Annotated in this window: 18 protein-coding genes and 2 tRNA genes; 19 read left to right on the top strand and 1 reads right to left on the bottom strand. The window is 72.2% G+C overall.

The features are described from left to right. The first annotated feature begins 316 nt into the window (after positions 1-316). Positions 317-1,195: an alpha/beta fold hydrolase gene (locus KW076_RS09165; RefSeq protein ID WP_224355057.1), complete on the top strand. Its 879-nt coding sequence runs from the start codon at positions 317-319 to the stop codon at positions 1,193-1,195. Between the two features lie 337 nt (positions 1,196-1,532). Continuing rightward, positions 1,533-2,894, top strand: a complete 1,362-nt coding sequence (locus tag KW076_RS09160; protein WP_224355056.1) for a 3-keto-5-aminohexanoate cleavage protein — start codon at positions 1,533-1,535, stop codon at positions 2,892-2,894. 160 nt (positions 2,895-3,054) lie between these two features. Here the strand turns inward: KW076_RS09160 and KW076_RS09155 are convergent, their stop codons facing one another. Beyond that, entirely contained in the window at positions 3,055-3,768 is a 714-nt protein-coding gene (locus KW076_RS09155) for a helix-turn-helix transcriptional regulator (RefSeq protein WP_224355055.1), read from the bottom strand. Between the two features lie 87 nt (positions 3,769-3,855). On the opposite strand from KW076_RS09155, the gene KW076_RS09150 reads away from it, so the two are divergent. From KW076_RS09150 to KW076_RS09070, 17 genes are all read left to right on the top strand, one after another. Continuing rightward, positions 3,856-4,725, top strand: a complete 870-nt coding sequence (locus KW076_RS09150; protein ID WP_224355054.1) for an NmrA family NAD(P)-binding protein — start codon at positions 3,856-3,858, stop codon at positions 4,723-4,725. A 72-nt stretch (positions 4,726-4,797) separates the two neighbouring features. Then, positions 4,798-5,784 carry an IS481 family transposase gene (locus KW076_RS09145; RefSeq protein WP_224355053.1) on the top strand — a complete coding sequence of 329 codons (987 nt, stop codon included), beginning with the start codon at positions 4,798-4,800 and terminating at the stop codon, positions 5,782-5,784. A 417-nt stretch (positions 5,785-6,201) separates the two neighbouring features. After that, on the top strand, positions 6,202-9,222 hold the full coding sequence (locus KW076_RS09140) for an Rne/Rng family ribonuclease (protein WP_224355052.1): 3,021 nt from the start codon (positions 6,202-6,204) through the stop codon (positions 9,220-9,222). 221 nt (positions 9,223-9,443) lie between these two features. Next, entirely contained in the window at positions 9,444-9,749 is a 306-nt protein-coding gene (gene rplU / locus KW076_RS09135; protein WP_224355051.1) for a 50S ribosomal protein L21, read from the top strand. A gap of 53 nt (positions 9,750-9,802) precedes the next feature. Next, positions 9,803-10,060: a 50S ribosomal protein L27 gene (rpmA, locus tag KW076_RS09130; protein WP_224355050.1), complete on the top strand. Its 258-nt coding sequence runs from the start codon at positions 9,803-9,805 to the stop codon at positions 10,058-10,060. A 160-nt stretch (positions 10,061-10,220) separates the two neighbouring features. Then, positions 10,221-11,774, top strand: coding sequence for a GTPase ObgE (gene obgE, locus KW076_RS09125; protein WP_224355049.1), 1,554 nt, complete (start codon positions 10,221-10,223; stop codon positions 11,772-11,774). Continuing rightward, on the top strand, positions 11,774-12,988 hold the full coding sequence (gene proB / locus KW076_RS09120; RefSeq protein WP_224355048.1) for a glutamate 5-kinase: 1,215 nt from the start codon (positions 11,774-11,776) through the stop codon (positions 12,986-12,988). The genes obgE and proB overlap by 1 nt, the downstream gene beginning before the upstream one ends. A 46-nt stretch (positions 12,989-13,034) precedes the next feature. Then, positions 13,035-14,411: a glutamate-5-semialdehyde dehydrogenase gene (locus tag KW076_RS09115; RefSeq protein ID WP_224355047.1), complete on the top strand. Its 1,377-nt coding sequence runs from the start codon at positions 13,035-13,037 to the stop codon at positions 14,409-14,411. Between the two features lie 101 nt (positions 14,412-14,512). Continuing rightward, positions 14,513-14,740 (top strand): hypothetical protein, encoded by a 228-nt coding sequence (locus KW076_RS09110; RefSeq protein ID WP_224355046.1) that lies wholly within the window; start codon positions 14,513-14,515, stop codon positions 14,738-14,740. 59 nt (positions 14,741-14,799) lie between these two features. Then, the gene (gene nadD / locus KW076_RS09105) at positions 14,800-15,438 is read left to right on the top strand and encodes a nicotinate-nucleotide adenylyltransferase (protein ID WP_224355045.1); all 639 of its coding nucleotides are present in this window, start codon (positions 14,800-14,802) and stop codon (positions 15,436-15,438) included. Next, positions 15,435-16,025, top strand: coding sequence for a hypothetical protein (locus KW076_RS09100; protein WP_224355044.1), 591 nt, complete (start codon positions 15,435-15,437; stop codon positions 16,023-16,025). Before nadD ends, KW076_RS09100 begins: the two co-directional genes overlap by 4 nt. Before the next feature lie 91 nt (positions 16,026-16,116). Then, entirely contained in the window at positions 16,117-16,527 is a 411-nt protein-coding gene (gene rsfS / locus KW076_RS09095; protein WP_224355043.1) for a ribosome silencing factor, read from the top strand. A gap of 6 nt (positions 16,528-16,533) precedes the next feature. Continuing rightward, positions 16,534-17,193 carry a histidine phosphatase family protein gene (locus KW076_RS09090; protein ID WP_224355042.1) on the top strand — a complete coding sequence of 220 codons (660 nt, stop codon included), beginning with the start codon at positions 16,534-16,536 and terminating at the stop codon, positions 17,191-17,193. 124 nt (positions 17,194-17,317) lie between these two features. Then, positions 17,318-17,390, top strand: a tRNA-Ala gene (locus tag KW076_RS09085). A gap of 234 nt (positions 17,391-17,624) precedes the next feature. Then, positions 17,625-18,794 carry a DUF819 family protein gene (locus KW076_RS09080; RefSeq protein WP_224355041.1) on the top strand — a complete coding sequence of 390 codons (1,170 nt, stop codon included), beginning with the start codon at positions 17,625-17,627 and terminating at the stop codon, positions 18,792-18,794. After that, complete coding sequence (locus KW076_RS09075) at positions 18,791-19,915, top strand: dipeptide epimerase (RefSeq protein WP_224355040.1); 1,125 nt, start codon at positions 18,791-18,793, stop codon at positions 19,913-19,915. The genes KW076_RS09080 and KW076_RS09075 overlap by 4 nt, the downstream gene beginning before the upstream one ends. 88 nt (positions 19,916-20,003) lie before the next feature. After that, positions 20,004-20,076, top strand: a tRNA-Ala gene (locus KW076_RS09070). The last annotated feature ends 414 nt before the right edge of the window (positions 20,077-20,490 follow it).

Genomic DNA, 20,490 nt, shown 5'->3' with positions numbered 1-20,490 from the left:
GAAGTGATCATTACGCATCGCGGCAAGCAGGCGACGGTCTTGCGGGGCGTCAGAGCGGCTTCCTTCTTAGAGGACGTCGAAGCGGGCGACCCCCAGGAGTTCATGGCGCGCCTGACAGGCAACTACCGCAGAGGAAATGAGCGTCAAGCGCGTCAACACCCTCGAAACCGATCCCGTTGAGGTGCCAAGTCAGGGCTTTGGCGATCCCTGACACGGGCGTAAACGGTCGTTTGTGGCCGCTCACCTCTTCGCCAGTAGACTCGGCACCGACACCACTTCGATCGCCGCCTTGTGTCATGGGCAACGGTCCTCGACGATGAGCGTCATGACGATTCCCGGCTTCGCCCTCGAACACATCCCGCTGCCGTCGGGCGTCACGCTTCGCGTCGCCACCGGGGGCGAAGGGCCGGCAGTCGTCCTCCTCCACGGCCACCCTCGCACCCATGCAACCTGGCATAGGGTCGCCCCCGCTCTGGCAGACGCGGGTCTCCGGGTGGTCTGCCCGGACCTGCGCGGATACGGGCAGTCCAGCGCCCCAGAGCCCAGCGACGACCTTCACACCCACAGCGACCGCACCATGGCCGGCGACATCGCCCTGCTCATGACGCACCTCGGCCACGATCACTTCAGCGTCGTCGGCCACGACCGGGGCAGCTACGTGGCGTACCGCACCGCCCTGGACTTTCCAGAGCGGGTGGACCGTATGGCTGTATTGGACTGCGTCCCGATCCTGGAGGCCCTCGAGCGCGCTGATGCCCGCTTCGCGGAGAAGTGGTGGCACTGGTTCTTCTTCGCCTCCCCCCACGCCGAGCGAGTGATCTGCGCGGACCCCTTGGCCTGGTACCAGCCCGACGCCCAGAAGATGGGACAGGAGAACTACCAGGACATGGTGGCCGCCATCAGCGACCCTCAGACCGTGCGCTCCATGATCGCGGACTACCGGGCCAGCCTCCACGTCGACCGAGACGCCGATGCACGCGACCGTGCACGCGGCCATCAGATCCAGTGCCCCACGCTGGTCGCATGGTCGAAGCACGACGACATGGAGGACCTCTACGGGAACCCGGCGGAAGTGTGGGAATCCTGGTGCGCCCATCGCCCCGAAAGCGCCGTCATCGACTCCGGCCACCACATGGCCGAAGACAACCCCGAACAGCTCACCGCTGTTCTGACTGAGTTCTTCCTCCCGTCCTGACTCCTGGCCCACGGCCGGGCGGCAGAATCGGTCGTTTGTGGCGAGGGGTCCCGCCGTGCGCCGTGCGCGCCACCTCCGGCCCTGTCCGCCCGCCACATGACTCGCCACAACCAACCCGCCAGAGCCGCAGCCGCCCGTACGTTTCTGGCGAGTCTTGGGGCGCCCGGGAGCACCCACCTGGACACCCAGTTTTCACGCCAACCGGATCCCGCCCGATATGCGAAGAGTTCGCCGCGCGTCGTGTGGAATCTGGGCTGCAACTCGACACTCCCGGCTCCTACATGGCTATGCGCCGCTACCGATGGAGGGACTCGAGAGGGTCGGTAGTGTATTGGGCATGATGCTTCAGGTCTGCGTCAACGGAGCCCGCGACATCGCCGAGCACCCCGCTCTCAGCGCCGACCCCGTCCGCGTGGCAGCCGAGTGTGCCGAGGCCGTCGCGGCCGGAGCTGACGCCGTCCACGTCCACCCGAAGGACGCTCACGGACAGGACAGCCTCCAGAACCCCGACGTCGGCCGCTGGGTCCGCGAAGTGAGGGCGCGATGCGCCGGCGTCCCGGTGGGGGTGACGACGGGAGCTTGGGCTCTACCGTCGGTGGAGGACCGACGGCAGGCGATCGTTGGTTGGCAGACGCTGCCGGACTTCGCCTCCGTGAACTGGCATGAACCCGGTGCCGACCAGATCGCGGCGACGCTCCTGGACCGAGGCATCGGCGTCGAAGCCGGCATCTGGCACCAGGAGGGCCTCACCGCATGGCTTGCCTCACCCCTGCGGTCGCGGTGCCTGCGCGTGCTGATCGAGGTGCAGGACATACCCGCGGAGGAGGTGGAGTCCGAGGCGCTCGTGCTCGTCCAGGGCGTCCGCCGCGCTGAACCGGCCATGCCCCTGCTGCTCCACGGCGAGGAGCGGTCTGCCTGGCCCGCCCTCAAGCTGGCTGGACGGCTCGGACTAGACACGCGAGCAGGGCTGGAGGACATGGTGACGTTCGCTGACGGCCGCCCAGCGCCCGGGAACGCCGAGCTGATCACCGTCGCGTCACACCTCCGAGGCCGGAGCCTGGAGGAGGAACCGACAGTCATGAAGCCCTACAGCGTCCCCCTGGCCGAGGCCCGAACGGCGTTCCTCGCCGCGCTCGACGCCTTCGAGGAGGGCGCCAGCTCTCTCGACGACCTCACCCTGCTCGGAGTCAGCCACGTCCACGGCTGGTCTCGGCTCGACTGCCTGGTGCACGTGCGCCTGGGGCTGCAGGAGATGCTCGCCGGCCTGGCGGCCCGCACGGACGACACCCCCGATGTCGACGCCGCGTCCTACTGGACCACGTACGAACCGGAGAAGGACCCGGTGCCCGGGATCCTCATGACGCGCCGCACCGCTTCCGCTTATGCCCGTCCCAGGAACGCGCTTGAGCACCTGAACCAGGTGAGTGCAGGACTGCGACATGCAGCGGACACTCTGATCGAGGAGTCGATCGCGTTCCAGGGCCATGTGCTCACCGCCGGGGACATGCTGGCCACCTGGGCCGTGGAGCTCGCCGTGCACCATCACGACCTCGCCCTGCCCGCCGGTGCACCCGCACCAGCGCCGGCCGCTGTGCACATCGGGCGCCTCACCGCAGAGGCCCTGGGCAGCACGTCGGGTGCTCGGGCCGGCGCAGAGGACGACCTCGCCGTGATGCTGGCTGGCTTCGGGCGGCGGTGAGGGTCCACGGGACCCGATTCCCCGCCCGCATGAGGCGCGGCCCGGTCCCACCAGGGCCCCTGGCTAGGGTTCAGCCATGGTGTGCGTGCCCAGGCTGCTGCAACCAGTTCTCGACGCCGTTGACGCTCGAGAACTGGCTTAGTTGTACTACCCGAGGACGTTAGTTGACGTGTTGTGCGGCGCGTCCGAAGTCGGTGATGAGCCAGCGGTGGATGGACTCGTCAGGGAAGGGGTGGGCCTCGTATCCCGGTGCTGGCGTTCGGGGCTCAGGTTCGTGAACGCGGTCGCTGCGGAACAGGCGCCAGTCCTCACGCTGCGTGTCGTAGGCGACGAGGTACCAGATGCCGTGGCGCAGGACCTGGCGGTACGGCTGAACGATCCGGTTGCTCGCGTGACCGTGTTGGTCGGTGTATGCGAAGCCCAGATGCTGTCCAACCGCGATGGTGTCCGCGATCATCCCCAGGGCGGGCCAATCGAACGCGTGCGTGGCGGTGAGGACCTGGGTAGCCGCGGCAGCGGCGACGGCTCGTTGACGCAGGCTGGGAGGTAGAAGTCGCTCAAGCTTGGCTCTCACGGTAGTTGCGCTGTCGTCTGCGAAGCCTGCTTCAAGGATGAGGAGCCCCGTGACAAGCGCGCAGACCTCGTCGGCGTCCAGGAGAAGCGGTGGGATCTTGATGCTCGGGGCAAGAACGTATGCCCCGCCGGGGCCCGGGTGGGACTGAATGTCGTAGCCCAGCATCCGCAGCCGGGCGACATCACGGCGAACCGTCCGAGGTGCCACCTCGAGTCGGCGGCTCAGGTCAGCCACGGTCCACCGACGTCCCGTTTGCAGCAGCGCCAACAGGCGTAGCGAGCGTGCCGAGGGACTGTCCATGCATCGATTATCCGTCGAGATGCGGCCAGGAACAGGCCTCGTCTCTCGGTAGCGTCGGAGCATGAGCGGCCCTGAGAAGAGACTCCAATGCGTATCGCTGTGACCACCCCGACAGGAAATGTCGGCACCCACCTGACCGGCATGATGATCCGTGCCGGTGTGCGGCCACTGCTTCTGGCCCGCACCCCATCCAAGATCCCCATCGATCTCCTCACACACGTCGACGTCGTGGAAGCTGACTCCACTGACCCCGAGCAGGTCGTGAAGGCCACCCGCGGGGTAGATGCCATCTACTGGGTCGACCCGAGCACCGCATCGGCTGATCCGCTGGCTGACTACGCCAGGGCGACGCAGGCCATCGTCGCCGCGGTCGAGGCGAATACCATTGCTCGGGTCGTGTTCCAGAGCAGCGTCGGTGCGGAGAAGCGGCATGGGGTCGGTGAGATCGACGGCCTCGCCGCCACCGAGGTCGCCCTCGACCGCCTGGACGCGGACGTGACGCACCTGCGTTGCGGCTACTTCTTCACCAACCTGCTGCTGAGCATGGAGGATGTGCGCCAGGGACGGTTGCGGACGGTCCTGCCTCTGGACCATCAGTTCAGCTGGGTCTCGCCGCGCGACATCGCCGAGGTTGCCGCGCTGACACTGCTGAACCCGTCGTGGCATGGACATCGGGTACAGGCGGTCCATGGCCCGCAGGATCTGTCGTGGAACGACGTGGCCGCGCTTCTCACCGACCTGACCGGGCGGCATGTCCAGGCAGAGCAGATCAGCGATGACCTGATGCGCCAGCAATACCTCACGGCTGGCATGCCCCCGGCAATGGCCGACGCCGTGTTGGGCATGAGCACTGGACTGCGCGACGACTTCCACCCGGAACAACTGCGCACAGCAACCAGCACGACTCCAACGAGCCTTGCTGGCTGGATGCAAGAGGAACTGATCCCCGCCTTGTGACCTGACACTTCAACGACCAACAGCGGCAGCGGGCGGCCCCTCTTGGGCCGCCCGCTGCCGCATGGAGCAGCCATGTCCCATGCCAACGCCGCCCTCACACCTCGCCACCGCTTGAAGGTCGCCCAACTCGTCGTCGACGACGGATGGCCGATCAGCGAGGTTGCCGCCCGCTTCCAGGTCTCCTGGCCCACCGTGAAGCGCTGGGCGGACCGCCACCGAGCGGGCGAGTCCATGCAGGACCGCTCTTCGCGACCGCACCACTCACCGAACAAGACCAGCCCGACGGTCACTCGCCGCTGTATCCAGCTGCGGCTCCGACTCCGAGAAGGACCCGTGCAGTTGGCATGTCGGCTGGGGATCGCGCCGTCGACGGTCCACCGGATCCTGACCGACGCCCACCTGAACCGGCTGTCGCATGTGGACCGCGCCACGGGGGAACCGGTGCGCCGTTACGAGCACGACCATCCCGGCGCGATGCTCCACGTCGACGTGAAGAAGCTCGGCAACATCCCCGATGGGGGAGGCTGGCGCTACGTCGGACGCCGCCAGGGCGAGAAGAACCGGGCAGCTACACCAGGCAAGCTCAGGAGCAAGTACTCCGACCCGTTGATGGGCAAGGCCTACGTCCACACCGTCATCGACGACCACTCCCGCGTCGCCTACGCCGAGATCCACGACGACGAAACCGCCGTGACAGCCTCGGCCGTGCTGGTGCGGGCCGTGGAGTGGTTCAACCGGCGAGGTGTGACCGTCGAGCGGGTGCTGTCAGACAACGGCGGCGCCTACCGATCGCACCTGTGGCGGGATACCTGTCACGAGCTCGGCATCAAGCACAAGCGCACGCGACCGTATCGGCCGCAGACCAACGGCAAGATCGAGAGATTCCATCGGACCCTGGCCGATGGGTGGGCCTACGCCCGCTGCTACACCTCCGAGGCCGAACGACGCGGCGAGCTCGATGGCTGGCTGCACTACTACAACCAGCACCGGCCCCACACCGCCTGCGGGAACCAGCCGCCGTTCTCACGATTGACCAACGTCCCCGATCAGTACATCTAGGCACCGGCCCTGGGCGGGCCCGCGGTGCGTTGCGGCCTGCGTGGGGTCGCCTTGGGACGGGTATGAGAGAATGGCGACCGGTCGATCCGTGCCCACACCGCGGGTCTGCCCGCTGCGCGCCCGCCCACGGGCCGCCGCCGTGACGCCCGCCCGGGACCCCGGGACGCGCCCGCCCCGGGATCCGGGACGGCCGGGGCGCCGCCCGGCGAGGACATCCGAGAGGGCCCGGATCGGTGCGTCGCAGCGGTTCCGCGGGAACGCCCCTGGCGCCCGTGGTCCATCACCGGACTTTCCTGGAGCCCGTCTCCCGGCGCACCCGAGGACGCCCTGCGCGTCGACGGGGCAACGCGGCCGGCGGCGGGCCTGAGTCGCCGCGCGACGGACGGTGTGGACCGCCGCCCGGCGGGAGGTGCTGCCATGGCGGCGGACGAGAGCACGACGCAGGACACCCACGAGACGGCCGAGGGGTCGACGACCCCCGTGGAGGCGACGGAGGAGGAGACCGCGGCGGAGGTCGCCGAGTCCCCCGCGGGGGAGGCCGCCGAGGCCACGGCCGCCCCGGACGTCCGGTTCGACCCCACCAACCCCTTCGCGGTGCCGGAGGGGCTGCTGCCCCTGATCGAGGCGGAGACGGTGGAGCGCCGGCGGCGCCGCCCCGCCGCGGACCCGGTGCCGGAGGGCGCCGCCGACGACGCGCACGCGGACGACGAGGACGACGAGGACCGCCCCGCGGTCTCGCGTCGCCGTCGCCGTCGCCGCCGCGGCACCGTGGACATGGAGCTCGCCGGCGGCGAGGACGGCGACCCCGAGGACACCGTCACCCGCGTGCGCGCCCCTCGCCGGGCCCTGAGCACCGGCCCGGAGGCCGTGCAGGGCGTCAAGGGCTCCACCCGCCTCGAGGCCAAGCGCCAGCGGCGCCGCGAGTCCCGCTCGGGCGGGCGTCGCCGCACCGTCATCACGGAGGCCGAGTTCCTGGCCCGCCGCGAGTCGGTGGATCGGAAGATGCTGGTCCGCCAGCGCGAGCACCGCATCCAGATCGCGGTCCTGGAGGACGGCGTGCTCGCGGAGCACTTCGTCTCCAACACCACGCAGGACTCGATGATCGGCAACGTCTACCTTGGCAAGGTGCAGAACGTGCTGCCGTCCATGGAGGCCGCGTTCGTGGACATCGGCCGCGGCCGCAACGCCGTGCTCTACGCGGGCGAGGTGGACTGGGACGCCGCCCAGCTGGACGGCAAGGCCAAGAAGATCGAGAACGCCCTGAAGTCCGGCGACACCGTCCTGGTGCAGGTGACCAAGGACCCGGTCGGCCACAAGGGCGCCCGTCTGACCAGCCAGATCTCCCTGCCGGGCCGCTACCTCGTGTACGTGCCGGGCGGGACCATGACGGGCATCTCCCGCAAGCTGCCGGACGTGGAGCGCGCCCGCCTGAAGAAGATCCTCAAGGACCACCTGCCGCAGGACGCCGGCGTGATCGTGCGCACCGCAGCCGAGGGCACCTCGGAGCAGGAGCTGCAGAACGACATCAACCGCCTGCGCGTGCAGTGGGAGGGCATCCAGGAGAAGGCGTCCTCCACGAAGACGCTGGCCCCTGAGCTGCTCTACGCCGAGCCGGACCTGACCATCAAGACGGTCCGCGACGTCTTCAACGAGGACTTCTCCGCCATGCTCGTCCAGGGCGAGGCCACCTGGGACAGCATCGAGGCGTATGTGACCTACGTGGCGCCGCACCTGCTGGACCGCCTGCACCACTGGGTTCCGGAGGACCACGACGGCGAGGACCTCTACGCCACGCACCGCGTGGACGAGCAGCTGCACAAGGCCCTCGAGCGCAAGGTCTACCTGCCCTCGGGCGGCTCCCTGGTGATCGACCGCACCGAGGCCATGACCGTGGTGGACGTGAACACCGGGAAGTTCACCGGCTCCGGCGGCAACCTCGAGGAGACCGTCACCAAGAACAACCTGGAGGCGGCCGAGGAGGTCGTGCGCCAGCTGCGCCTGCGGGACATCGGCGGCATCATCGTCATCGACTTCATCGACATGGTGCTGGAGTCCAACCAGGACCTCGTGCTGCGCCGCCTGGTCGAGTGCCTGGGCCGGGACCGGACCAAGCACCAGGTCGCCGAGGTGACCTCGCTCGGCCTGGTCCAGATGACCCGCAAGCGCATGGGCACCGGCCTCGTGGAGGTCTTCTCCGAGGTCTGCGAGCACTGCGGGGGCCGCGGCATCCTCATCCAGGACACCCCCGTGGAGCGGAACAGGTGGGGCCACGAGCACCGCGCCGAGCCGGAGGCCCGCCGGCGGAACAAGCGCCGCCGCGGGACCGAGTCCGGCGAGGGCGGCCCCGCCGAGCCGACCGCAGCGGAGCTCACCGAGGAGGAGCGCCTGCGCGCCGAGCGCGCCGCCGCCGCGCGCACCGCCCTGATGTCCATCGCCAAGGCCTCCGGCAAGGCCGCGGACGAGGAGCCCTCGGAGGAGGCCGCCCCGCGGGCCGAGGACGCGCCGGAGGAGGCGGCGGACGAGGTGCGCCCGTCTCCCGCGGGCGACGCCGAGGAGCAGGGCGAGTCCGAGTCCGGCGGCCGTCGCCGCAAGCGCCGGGGCCGTCGTCGCGGCCGCGGGCGCGGTGGGGACGACGCGGCCCGGAGCGCGGAGGAGCAGGACGCCCCGGCCGAGCACCCCGCGGAGGCCGCCGGCGAGCCCGCGCCGGCGGAGGCCGGGGCGCCCGACCCGGCCGAGACCGCGACGGAGGACGCCGACGCCGACTCCGCGTCGGACGCTCCGGCCGCCCAGGCCGAGGCGGACGAGGACGGTCGTTCCGGCGGCCGCCGCCGGTCCCGTCGGCGGGGCGGCCGGCGCGCCGAGTCCCCGCAGGGCTCCGGCGCGCCGGCGTCCGCTCCGGAGGCCTCCGTCGAGGCCGAGCAGGACCCGGAGGAGCCGGCGGGTGCGGCCGAGGCCGAGGAGGCCCTCGCCGCGGAGGAGGCCCCGGCCTCGCCGGAGCCCGCCGCCGTGGTCACCTTCGACGGCGAGCCGGTGGCCGTGCCGCGTCGCCGACGCTCCCGACGGGCCACCAGCGACGGTGTGAGTGCCCCGCGTCCCTCCGGCATGGATGCCCTGGAGGCGGCCGTCGACCGGCGCGCCGAGGACGCCGCCGCGGCGGCACAGCGCTCGCCGGCGACCCCGGCCGCCACGCCGACGGCGGCTCCGGAGCCCGCCCCGGCCCCGGTGGCGGGGGAGGGGCCCGCCGCCGCCGCGCCCCGCCGGCGGTCGCGCCGGGCGGTGTCCGCGGACGGCGCCACGGTGCAGGTGCAGGAGGGCGCCGCCGCCGGCGGCGGCCGCTTCACCGCCCAGGCCGCGCAGGCGGCCCCGGCCGGGGAGACCGCGGCCCCGGTCATGCTCGGGGTGGGCGTCAAGGCCGCGGACATCGTCCGCGGGGAGTGAGCCCGCGCGTCGCCCCGCCCGCGCCGGCGGGGCGACGCGCCGACGGGCCCGCGTTTGGCCCCCGGTGGGGGCACCGAGTATGATGGACACTCGGTGTTCACCCCGCATGCTCCCGCATGTCCCCGAGAGGGACCCGCCGGACCCGGACGCGAAGCGGTCGAGGTGCGGGCGAGTGGAACCGGAACACGTAACCATGCAACGTCGAGAGAAGTGAGTCCACAGTGGTGTACGCGATTGTCCGCGCTGGCGGCCGCCAGGAGAAGGTCTCCGTCGGTGACCTCGTTACCCTTGACCGCGTCCCCGCTGAGGAGGGCGGCTCCGTCGAGCTCCCCGCTCTGATGCTGGTGGACGGGGACAAGGTCAAGGCCGGCGCCGACGCCGCCGACGTGAAGGTGACGGCCGAGGTCGTCTCCCACTCCCGCGGCAAGAAGATCGTCATCGTCAAGTACAAGAACAAGACCGGCTACAAGAAGCGCCAGGGCCACCGCTCGGAGCTCTCCACGGTCAAGATCACCGGGATCGCCTGAGTCGCTGACGCGACCGGCAGACCCCGCAGCTCCCAGAAAGACAGGCAACAGCAATGGCACACAAGAAGGCCGGCAGTTCCTCGAAGAACGGCCGCGACTCCAACCCGCAGTACCTCGGCGTCAAGCGCTTCGGCGGCCAGGACGTCAACGCCGGCGAGATCCTCATCCGCCAGCGCGGCACCAAGTTCCACCCGGGCCGCAACGTGGGCCGCGGCAAGGACGACACCCTGTTCGCCCTCTCGGCGGGCACCGTGTCCTTCGGCCAGCGCCGCGGCCGCAAGGTCGTGGACATCGTCGCCGCCGGCGAGTGACCTGCTCGCTCCCGGCATGAGCGCCGGCGCCGCCCCCGTCCAGGAGGCGGCCCGCGCCGCATGACGCCCCGGCGGGGGCGGGTCGCTGCACTCCAGCACCCGCCCCCGCCGTCGTCGTCCCACCCTTCTCCCTCCCCGCCCCGTCCGTCAGGAGTCCCCCATGGCCGCCTTCGTGGACCGCGTGGTCCTGCACCTCACCGCCGGCAACGGCGGGCACGGCTGCGTGTCCGTCAAGCGCGAGAAGTTCAAGCCCCTCGGCGGTCCCGATGGCGGCAACGGCGGCAACGGCGGGGACATCACCCTGGTCGTGGACCACCAGACCACCACCCTGCTGAACTACCACCACGCCCCGCATCGCAGCGCGGACAACGGCCAGCCCGGCATGGGCGACCACCGCGCCGGCCGCCACGGCGAGGACGTGGTGCTGCCCGTGCCGGCCGGCACCGTGGTCAAGGACGCGGACGGCAACATCCTGGCCGACCTCGTGGGGGAGGGGGCCTCCTTCGTGGCCGCGGCCGGCGGCCAGGGCGGACTCGGCAACGCGGCGCTGTCCTCCGTGAAGCGCAAGGCGCCCGGCTTCGCACTCCTCGGCCTGCCGGGTGAGGAGCGCGAGCTCATCCTCGAGGTCAAGTCCGTCGCGGACATCGCCCTCGTGGGCTACCCCTCGGCGGGCAAGTCCTCGCTCATCGCGGCGATCTCGGCGGCCCGCCCGAAGGTGGCCGACTACCCGTTCACCACGCTCGTCCCGAACCTGGGGGTCGTCCAGGCCGGCGACGTGCGCTTCACCGTCGCGGACGTGCCCGGGCTCATCCCCGGGGCCTCCGAGGGCAAGGGCCTGGGCCTCGAGTTCCTGCGCCACGTGGAGCGCTGCGCCGCGCTCGTGCACGTGCTGGACTGCGCCACCCTGGACCCGGAGCGGGACCCCCTCTCGGACTTCGAGGCCATCGAGGCCGAGCTCGAGGCCTATGCCGTGGAGCCGGTCTTCTCCCAGGGCGGGGCCGGCGTCGTGCCGCTGAACGAGCGCCCCCGCCTGGTCGCCCTGAACAAGACGGACCTGCCGGACGGCCGGGAGATGGCGGACCTGGTCCGCGCCCAGCTCGAGGAGCGCGGCCTGCGCGTGTTCGACATCTCCGCCCTCGCCCACGACGGCCTCGAGTCCCTGAAGTTCGCCATGGCGGGCCTCGTGGAGGAGGCGCGCGCACGCGAGCCCGAGCCCGAGGAGGCTCCGGTCGTGGAGGTGCCGCGGCGCCGTCGTCGCGGGGACCAGGCCGACTTCACCGTGCGCCGCGAGGAGCGGAACCTGGAGCCGCTGTTCCGGATCCGCGGCGACAAGCCGGAGAAGTGGGTCGCGCAGACGGACTTCCAGAACGACGAGGCCATCGGCTACCTGGCGGACCGCCTGCAGCGCGCCGGCGTCGAGGACGCGCTGTTCAAGGCGGGCGCCCGCCCCGGCGACGCCGTGGTGATCGGCGACGACGCCACGGGCGTCGTCTTCGACTGGGAGCCCACGCTCTCCGCGGGCGCCGAGCTGCTCGCCGGCCCGCGCGGCTCGGACCTGCGCCTCGAGGAGCGCACCCGCGCCACGCGCGCGGAGAAGCGCGCCGAGCAGGACCAGCGCCGCGCCGCCCGCGCGGCCACCCGCGCGGAGATGGAGGCCGAGCGCCGCTCCGGGCTCTGGACCGGCGACCCCGTGGAGGAGGAGGAGCTGGACTGATGGCCCGCCGCCCGAGCACCGTGCACCGCCACGCCACCCCGTCCTCGCGCGGCGCGGAGGACCCCAAGGCCAACCCGGTCCACACCCGCGCGGACATCGGGGCCGCGCGCCGCGTCGTGATCAAGGTGGGCTCGTCCTCCCTGACCACGGGCACGGGCCTGAACACGGACGCGATCGACGCGCTCGTCGAGCTGGTGGCCCGGCTGCGCGGGCGCGGCACGCAGGTGGTGCTGGTCTCCTCCGGCGCCATCGCCGCCGGCTTCCCGGCGCTGGGGCTGAGCCGGCGCCCGAAGGACACCGCCACGCAGCAGGCCGCCGCCGCGGTGGGGCAGAACCGACTGGTGGCCTACTACTCGCAGTCGTTCGCCCGGTTCGACACCACCGTGGCGCAGGTGCTGCTCACCGCCGAGGAGCTCATGCGCCGCGGCCAGTACATCAACGCCCACCGCGCGCTGGCGCGGCTGCTCACGCTGGACGTGCTGCCGATCGTCAACGAGAACGACGCCGTGGCCACGCGCGAGATCCGGTTCGGCGACAACGACCGCCTCGCGGCGCTGACCGCGAACCTCGTGAAGGCCGACCTGCTGGTCCTGCTGTCCGACGTCGACGCGCTCTACACCGGGCACCCCTCGCGGCCGGGCTCCCGGCGGATCGACACGGTCACGGCGGAGACCGACCTGGGCGGGGTGGACGTGCGCACCCCGGGCAGCGCCGGCGTGGGCACGGGCGGCATGGTCACCAAGGTGGACGCCGCCGGGATCGCCGCCACGACCGGCATCCCCACGCTGCTCACCTCGGCGGCGCTGGCCTCCGCCGCCCTCGACGGTGAGGACGTCGGCACCTGGTTCTCCGCGGCGGGGCGACGCCGGACCGCCCGCGCGGCCTGGCTGGGCCTCACGGCGCAGGTCCGGGGCCGCCTCACCATCGACGACGGCGCGGTGGCCGGGGCGATCGACCGCGGCCGGTCCCTCCTCGCGGCCGGCATCACGGCCGCGGAGGGCGACTTCACCGCGGGCGACGTGGTGGAGATCGCCGACGCGCAGGGGACGGTCCTGGCTCGCGGCCTGGCCGCCTATTCCTCGTCGCAGCTGCCGCGGATGCTCGGGCGCCAGACCGCCCAGCTGAAGGAGGAGATCGGTGCCGGCTACGACGGCGTGGTCGTCCACGCGGACGACTGGGTCCGGCTGGCGCCCACGCACTCGGCGTTCCGCTGAGCGGATGCCCCTGGGGTCGATGCCGCCGCCTGGCTACAGTGGGGGGATGACCACCGAGCACACCGAGACCGAGCCCGCCGAGCGCGTCCAGCAGACGCCCACCCCCGAACAGGGGGCGTCGGCGGACGGGCGCCCGGGTGCGGACGTCGTGGCCGAGGTGCGGTCCCGCTCGGCGCGTGCCCGAGCGGCCGCCCCCGAGCTGGCCCGGGCCGGGCGCGAGCGCAAGGACGCCCTCCTGCGCTCCATGGCGGACGCCGTGCGCGCCGCCGCCGCGTCGATCCTCGCGGCCAACGCCGAGGACCTCGCCCGCGGCGAGGAGAACGGCACCTCGGCCGCCATGCTGGACCGCCTACGCCTCGACGAGCCCCGCCTCGAGTCCCTGGCCGTCGCCCTCGAGGACCTGGCCTCCCTGCCGGATCCGGTGGGCGCCGTCGTCCGCGGCGGGGACCTGCCGAACGGGATCCACATGCAGCAGGTGCGCGTGCCGCTCGGCGTGGTGGGCGCCGTCTACGAGGCCCGCCCGAACGTCACCGTGGACATCGCAGGCATCGCCCTGAAGTCCGGTAACGCCGTCCTCCTGCGCGGCGGCTCCGCGGCGGAGCACACGAACGCGGTCCTCATCCAGGTGCTGCGGGAGGCGCTGCGCGACCAGGGCTTCGAGTCCGACCTGGTGCAGGGGATCGACGACCTCGGCCGCCCCGGCGTGGCCGCGCTGATGTCCACGCGCGGCGCCGTCGACGTGCTGATCCCGCGCGGCGGCCGCGAGCTGATCCAGCGCGTCGTCGCCGAGGCCCGCGTGCCGGTCATCGAGACGGGCGAGGGCAACGTGCACCTGTTCATCGACGCGAGCGCACCCGCGGACATGGCCGTGGACATCGCGCTCAACGCGAAGACCCACCGCACGTCCGTGTGCAACGCGGCCGAGACCCTGCTCCTGCACAAGGACGCCGAGCGCGCCGGCCGCGAGGTGCTGCGCGCCCTCACCCGCGCCGGGGTCCTGCTCCACGTGGACGAGGCCTCCCGCGCCCGGCTCCCCTCCCCGGCGGACCGCGGCCAGGACGCCCGGGAGCCGCAGGCCGCGTCCGACGAGGACTGGGGCCGGGAGTACCTGGACATGGAGATGGCCGTGCGCACCGTGGACTCCATCGACGAGGCCATGGAGCACGTCCGCCGCTGGTCCACCGGCCACACCGAGGCCATCGTCACCAACGACCTCGCGAACGCGGACCGCTGGGTCTCCGAGGTGGACGCCGCGGCCGTGATCGTCAACGCCTCCACGCGCTTCACCGACGGCGGTCAGCTCGGCCTGGGCGCCGAGGTGGGCATCTCCACCCAGCGCATGCACGCCCGGGGGCCCATGGGCCTCGAGGAGCTGACCACCACCAAGTGGGTCCTGCGCGGCGCGGGGCAGGTCCGCCGCTGACGCACGCCCCGGCCCGCGGCCCCCACCGGCTAGGATGGCCGGGAGCCCACGGGCCGGGACCTCGTCCCAGCCCCCGCACCGACGCCCCCGAGGAGCACCCCATGCTGAACTCCGCCCTGGTCCTGGCCGCCGCCGAGGAGGGCCACCACGTCGTCAATGAGCTGCCGATCCCGCCGGTCTGGTTCGGCATCATCGTGTTCCTGCTCCTGATGGCGGGCCTCCTGGCGATCCTGTCCATGCGCTCCGTGGGCCTGCGCCACGCCGAGCCCACCACCGCCGTGCAGCACCACGGCACCCACGGCACCGGCTCCCACAGCGCCGGGCACTGACGTCGCACGCGGGAAGGGCCGTGCCCCCACGGCCGACCCCGCGTCCTGACGCGCCGTCGATGACGTCCGCCACCCGCGACCCCGCCCCGCCCCCCACGTCCCGCCGTCACCGGCTGGGCGTCATGGGCGGCACCTTCGACCCCATCCACCACGGGCACCTCGTCGCCGCGAGCGAGGTCGCCGCGGAGTTCGGCCTGGACGAGGTCGTCTTCGTCCCGACCGGGCAGCCCTGGCAGAAGTCGGACACACGCGTCAGCCCGGCCGAGCACCGGTACCTCATGACGGTGATCGCCACGGCGTCCAACCCGCGCTTCACCGTGTCCCGCGTGGACATCGAGCGCCCGGGCAACACCTACACGGTGGACACGCTGCGGGACATCCGGGCGAAGCGCCCGGACTCCGAGCTGTTCTTCATCACCGGCGCCGACGCGCTGAACCAGATCCTCACGTGGAAGGACGTCGAGGAGCTCTGGGACCTGGCGCACTTCGTGGGCGTCACCCGGCCCGGCTACCAGCTGGAGGACTACGGGCTGAGCGAGGACATCTCCCTCATGGAGATCCCCGCGATGGCCATCTCCTCCACGGACTGCCGCCGCCGCGTGGAGCGGGGCCGGCCCGTCTGGTACCTGGTCCCGGACGGCGTCGTGCAGTACATCAACAAGCACCACCTCTACACCCCGGAGGGAGACCGGCCATGACAACGCCCCACGAGTCCCACCGCCCGGACCCGGACGAGGAGCTGCTGCGCGCCGTCCTCGCCGAGGAGGAGGCGGCCCTCACGGAGGAGCATGGGCGGCGCGATCCCATCAGCCCGGCCGCGCGCACGCGCCTGCGTGGCGGCACGGCGGGGGCCCCGGTGCCCCAGGACCGTCCCTCGGTGGAGGACGTGTACGGCCCCGTCGATCGCCCGTCGGTCGGCCTGCCGGGCGACGCGACCGCGGACGGCTCCGTGACCGGCGCCCCCGGCGCGGCATCGGTCCCCGCTGCGGGGGACGGTTCGCCGGAGGTCTTCATCGGGGCCGACGCCGAGACGCCCGCCGACGTCCAGGCCGGCCGCCGAGGAGCCCGGCCACAGCGCCCTGGCCCAGGGGCTGCCGCGCACCGGGCCGGACACCGCGGAGCTGCGGGCCGTCGCGGAGTCGTCCCCGTGGGGCCGCCTCCACTTGCCCGAGACCACGGGGACCGAGAGCATCGTCCCGTCGGCCGGCCGCCAGTGGGCCGCCGGGGAGACGCCCGCCGCGGCAGAGACCTCGGCGGACGCGGCGCCATCGCACTCACCCGCTGAGCCCTCTGAACCGCTGATCTCCGGGGCCGCGCCCGCGGCCCCTTCCGCGCCGGCCTCCGCCGTCGCGGTCCGCACGCCGCCAAGGAGCACCGTGACCGTTCCCCAGACCACCCTCGACGCCCTGCAGGTGGCCGCCGCCGCGGCCGCGGAGAAGGTCGCCACGCACATCGTGGCGGTCGACGTCGCCGAGCGCCTCGGCCTGACCGACGCCTTCCTGATCGCCTCCGGCGCCTCCGAGCGCCAGGTCAACGCGATCGTGGACGGCATCGAGGAGGACCTGCTCGTGAAGGAGCAGCTGAAGCCCCTGCGCCGCGAGGGCCGCTCGGACGGCCACTGGGTGCTGTTGGACTACGGGCACTTCGTGGTGCACGTGCAGCACCGGGAGGACCGCGAGTTCTACGCCCTGGACCGGCTCTGGAAGGACAGCCCGGCCATCGACCTAGGCCTGCCGGAGGAGGCCACGCGCCCCGACGACGCCCTCGACGCCGCCGCGCAGGACTGATCCGCCGTGAGGCTGGTGCTGCTGCGGCACGGGGAGACCGACTGGAACGCCCTGGACCGGTACCAGGGCCGCACCGACGTCCCTTTGAACGCACTGGGGGAGCGGCAGGCCGCCGCCGCGGCGGCCGGTCCCGTGGGGGAGCTGCTGCGCTCGGCGGAGGACCTCGTGGCCGTGTCCTCCCCGCTGATCCGAGCCCGGCGCACCGCGGAGATCGTCCTCGAGGACGCCGTGGGCGCCGTCGAGCTCGCCGTGGATTCCCGGCTCGTGGAGCTGGGCGGCGGCGAGTGGGAGGGCCTGGACTTCACCGAGATCGGGGCGCGCTGGCCCCATGAGCACCACGCCTGGCGCACCGTGCCGGACCTCGACGGAGGACCCGTGGGCGGCGAGGTGCTGCGGGCCGGCGGCGAGCGCGTGCTGGCCGCGGCCGCCGCACACGTCCCGGAGGACTGGTCCACGCCGCGTCCGGCGCGGGTGCCCGACGCCCGCACCCTCCTGATCGTGGCCCACGGTGCAGTGATCCGCGCCGCCGCCGGCCTCGCGCTCGCCCTCGAGGGCGCCGACTTCGCGCACCTGGCGCGGGTCTCGAACGCCCGGGCCGTGATCCTGGACGGGACCTTCGCGGGGGAGGGCCCCGGGGCCTGGAGCCTGCTCGGCTACGACGTCTGACGCGGGCCCGCTGAGCCGCCGGGCATGGCCGAGTTGGTGCTGACGTGCAAGGTGGTGTACGATCGTCGAGTTGCCGAGAGGTGGACGGGCCGGAAACGGACCGTGAACCGCGGTGGCATCCCTCGGGGGTATGGCGCAGTTGGTAGCGCGTCTGCATGGCATGCAGAAGGTCAGGGGTTCGAATCCCCTTACCTCCACGAGCACGAAGGCCCGGTCCGCACGGACCGGGCCTTCGTCGTCTCCGGTGAGACGCCGCCCTGAGGTGATGTGGGACGATCCGCCCCTGGCAGCGACCGGGGAGTGCGGCGGAGCACGGTAGCCTGTGGCAGGCGTCACGGCAGAGATCCGCGCACGACGCGCGGCGACCGGCCGCGTCGTGCGGGGCCGGTCGCCCTCGCACCCGCGCCGGTCCCCACGGAAACGAGACCCCCGTGATCAACGATCCCGTCCTGGTGCTCGGCGTGGTGGTGGGCCTGGCAGGCCTGCTCATCGCCCTCGAGTCGTACACCGGTTGGAAGGTGTTCAAGTACCTTCCGGCCTTCGTCCTGATGTACCTCGGCTGCGCCGCCCTGAACACCTTCGGCGTCCTCGGCGACGCCGAGGGCTCCCGCGACGCGCTCAAGGCCACCAAGGACCTCCTGCTGCCGTCCATGATCTTCGTCCTGCTGCTCGGCTGCGACCTGCGCCGCATCGCCAAGCTCGGCCCGAAGCTGCTCCTGACGTTCTTCGTCACGGTGCTCTCCATCATGGCCGCGTTCTTCCTGGTGTTCGGCCTCTTCCGCAGCCTCCTGGACGGGCAGGCCCTGGATCCCCAGTCCTGGATCCCCATGGCGTCCCTGCTGGCCTCCTGGACCGGCGGCTCCTCCAACATGGTGGCCGTCAACGACATCCTCCAGGGCCCGGAGAACCTGTTCGGATTCGCCCTGATCACGGACACGGTCGTCTACTCGTTCTGGCTGATGCTGATGTTCTCCTCCGTCGCGGTCGCCGGCGCGTTCAACCGCTGGACCAAGGCGGACACCTCCCGGATCGACGAGCACGCGGCGCGCGTCGAGCACGACGACACGCCGATCACCCGCACCTCGCTGGCCGTCCTCGTCTTCGGGTCGATCCTCGTCGGCGCGCTGTCCATCGAGGCCGGCAAGCTGCTCCCCAAGGTCGGCGACGTCATCAACGGCACCGCGTGGACCATCATCATCGTGTCGATTCTCGGCCTCATCGCGGCCCAGACGCCGCTGGGCAAGGTGGCGGGCTCGTCCGAGGTCGGCTCCCTCATGCTGTTCGTCGTGGTGGGGCAGATCGCCTCGGGGTCGGACTTCTCCGGCATCACGCAGGCGCCCGTCTACCTGCTGATGGGCGTCCTCATCGTGCTGGTGCACGGCGCGATCATGGTCGTGTACGCCAAGCTCGCCAAGGCCGACCTCTTCTCGCTGACGGTCGCGTCCACCGCCAACGTGGGCGGCATGGCCTCCGCCCCGGTCGTCGCCGCCGCCTATGACAAGCGCCTCGTCCCCGTGGGCGTCCTCTTCGCCCTCATGGGCCAGCTGATCGGCACGTTCGCCGGGCTCGGCGGCGGTGCCGTCATGAGGCTCTTCGGATGAGTCCCGCCCCCGGTCAGGCCCCCGTGTCGGTGGCGGCCGTGCGCCGGCATCGCCACCGGGCGCCGCTGCTCCACCCCTTCGTGACGGCCGCCCGCCGCACCGAGGCGGTCGAGTACGTGGTCGTGGAGGTCGAGCTCTCAGACGGCACCGTCGGCCAGGGCTCCGCCGCCGAGACCGTCGCGGTGACGGGGGAGGACGCGGCGTCCATCGAGACCGCCGTGGACGGGGTCTTCGGCCCCGCTCTCACCGGTGCCACGGGCGGGCTGGACGGCCTGCTGGCCCGCCTGCCCGCCCCGGCCCGGGGTGCCACGAGCGCCCGGTCGGCCGTGGACGTGGCCGTGCACGACGCGGTCGCCCGTGCCGCCGGCGTGCCGCTCACGGCGTTGCTGGCCCCGGCGGGGACCGCGGTGAAGCAGACCCTGGAGAACGACATGACGGTGTCCCTCGAGGACCCGGCCACGATGGCCGCCCGCGCCGCCGAGGCGGTGGCCGCCGGGACCCGGATCCTGAAGATCAAGCTGGGCCGGGACGTCGCGGAGGACCGCCGGCGGCTGCACGCCGTGCTGGAGGCCGCCCCACAGGCCCGCCTGCGCCTGGACGCGAACCAGGGCTGGTCGGTGGAGGACGCGATCGCGATCATCTCCGGCATGGAGGACGAGGGCCTGCCCGTCGACCTCGTGGAGCAGCCCGTCGCGGCCGCCGACGTGGCCGGGCTGGCGCGCGTGCGCGCGGCCGTGACCACGCCGATCATGGCGGACGAGGCCCTGTGGTCCTCGGAGGACGCCCGGCGGCTCATCGAGGCCGGCGCCGCTGACCTGTTCAACGTCAAGCTCGCCAAGACCGGCGGGCTCGCCGACGCCGTGGCCATCGCGGACCTCGCGGCCGAGCACGGCATCGGGTGCATGGTCGGCTCGATGATGGAGCCGCGCATCTCGATCGCCGCGGCGGTGCAGCTCTCCCTGGCCCACCCGGCGGTGACCATGGTGGACCTCGACGCCCCACTCTGGTTCGCCTCGGACGCCCCCGCCGGCGGCTACACCCAGGAGGGGGCGGACCTCCGCCTGCTCCCGGGGGAGGGGCTCGCCCTCGAGCGCCTGGACCCGGGGACCGACCCGGTCTGAGCGCCGCCGATTTGCGCGTGCCGCGGCGGCTCGGATACAGTTCTCGAGTCGCCGCGGCGCCCACGGGTTCCGGGGGGCGCCCGATCTCGGGGGTATGGCGCAGTTGGTAGCGCGTCTGCATGGCATGCAGAAGGTCAGGGGTTCGAATCCCCTTACCTCCACGTAAGATGAGAAAATCGAAACTTGCCCCGCCTGATGGCGGGGCAGTTTTGTTTCTGCGGTGACGTGGGCCGGGGCATCGATGCTGGTGTGTACGAGGACGCTGGCGGTGGTCTGCTCGGGTGTGTAGGTGGCGTTCTCTTCGTCGTCGATGGTGATGCGGGTGAACAGGGCGCGGTTGAGGATGCGTCGTTCGGCTGGGTCGCACTTGTTGTAGAGCTCGTCGAGGTCGACGAGGAGTTCGGTGAGCTGGTCCAAGCCTGTTCGGGCGTCGGCGTAGGTGTCGGTGAGGTTGTCGAGCCGTCTGGTGATCTGATCGAGGCTGGCGCGGATGCGGTCTTGTTCGCTTTTGAGGAGGTCGAGGGGGATCGCGTCGGCGTAGTGAGCTTGGACGAGTTTGAGGCGTTCGGCTTCGA

The sequence above is a fragment of the Micrococcus porci genome, from assembly GCF_020097155.1.
Taxonomy (GTDB): domain Bacteria; phylum Actinomycetota; class Actinomycetes; order Actinomycetales; family Micrococcaceae; genus Micrococcus; species Micrococcus porci.
Note: the sequence above shows the minus strand (reverse complement) of the source record. Positions and strands in the feature narration are given on the sequence as shown.

Bases quoted from the DNA above. Each gene is read 5' to 3' on its own strand.
- KW076_RS09165 (WP_224355057.1), top strand. From the start codon at position 317: ATGAGCGTCATGACGATTCCCGGCTTCGCCCTCGAACACATCCCGCTG.
- KW076_RS09160 (WP_224355056.1), top strand. From the start codon at position 1,533: ATGATGCTTCAGGTCTGCGTCAACGGAGCCCGCGACATCGCCGAGCAC.
- KW076_RS09155 (WP_224355055.1), bottom strand. From the start codon at position 3,768: ATGGACAGTCCCTCGGCACGCTCGCTACGCCTGTTGGCGCTGCTGCAA.
- KW076_RS09150 (WP_224355054.1), top strand. From the start codon at position 3,856: ATGCGTATCGCTGTGACCACCCCGACAGGAAATGTCGGCACCCACCTG.
- KW076_RS09145 (WP_224355053.1), top strand. From the start codon at position 4,798: ATGTCCCATGCCAACGCCGCCCTCACACCTCGCCACCGCTTGAAGGTC.
- KW076_RS09140 (WP_224355052.1), top strand. From the start codon at position 6,202: ATGGCGGCGGACGAGAGCACGACGCAGGACACCCACGAGACGGCCGAG.
- rpmA (WP_224355050.1), top strand. From the start codon at position 9,803: ATGGCACACAAGAAGGCCGGCAGTTCCTCGAAGAACGGCCGCGACTCC.
- obgE (WP_224355049.1), top strand. From the start codon at position 10,221: ATGGCCGCCTTCGTGGACCGCGTGGTCCTGCACCTCACCGCCGGCAAC.
- proB (WP_224355048.1), top strand. From the start codon at position 11,774: ATGGCCCGCCGCCCGAGCACCGTGCACCGCCACGCCACCCCGTCCTCG.
- KW076_RS09115 (WP_224355047.1), top strand. From the start codon at position 13,035: ATGACCACCGAGCACACCGAGACCGAGCCCGCCGAGCGCGTCCAGCAG.
- KW076_RS09110 (WP_224355046.1), top strand. From the start codon at position 14,513: ATGCTGAACTCCGCCCTGGTCCTGGCCGCCGCCGAGGAGGGCCACCAC.
- nadD (WP_224355045.1), top strand. From the start codon at position 14,800: ATGACGTCCGCCACCCGCGACCCCGCCCCGCCCCCCACGTCCCGCCGT.
- KW076_RS09100 (WP_224355044.1), top strand. From the start codon at position 15,435: ATGACAACGCCCCACGAGTCCCACCGCCCGGACCCGGACGAGGAGCTG.
- KW076_RS09075 (WP_224355040.1), top strand. From the start codon at position 18,791: ATGAGTCCCGCCCCCGGTCAGGCCCCCGTGTCGGTGGCGGCCGTGCGC.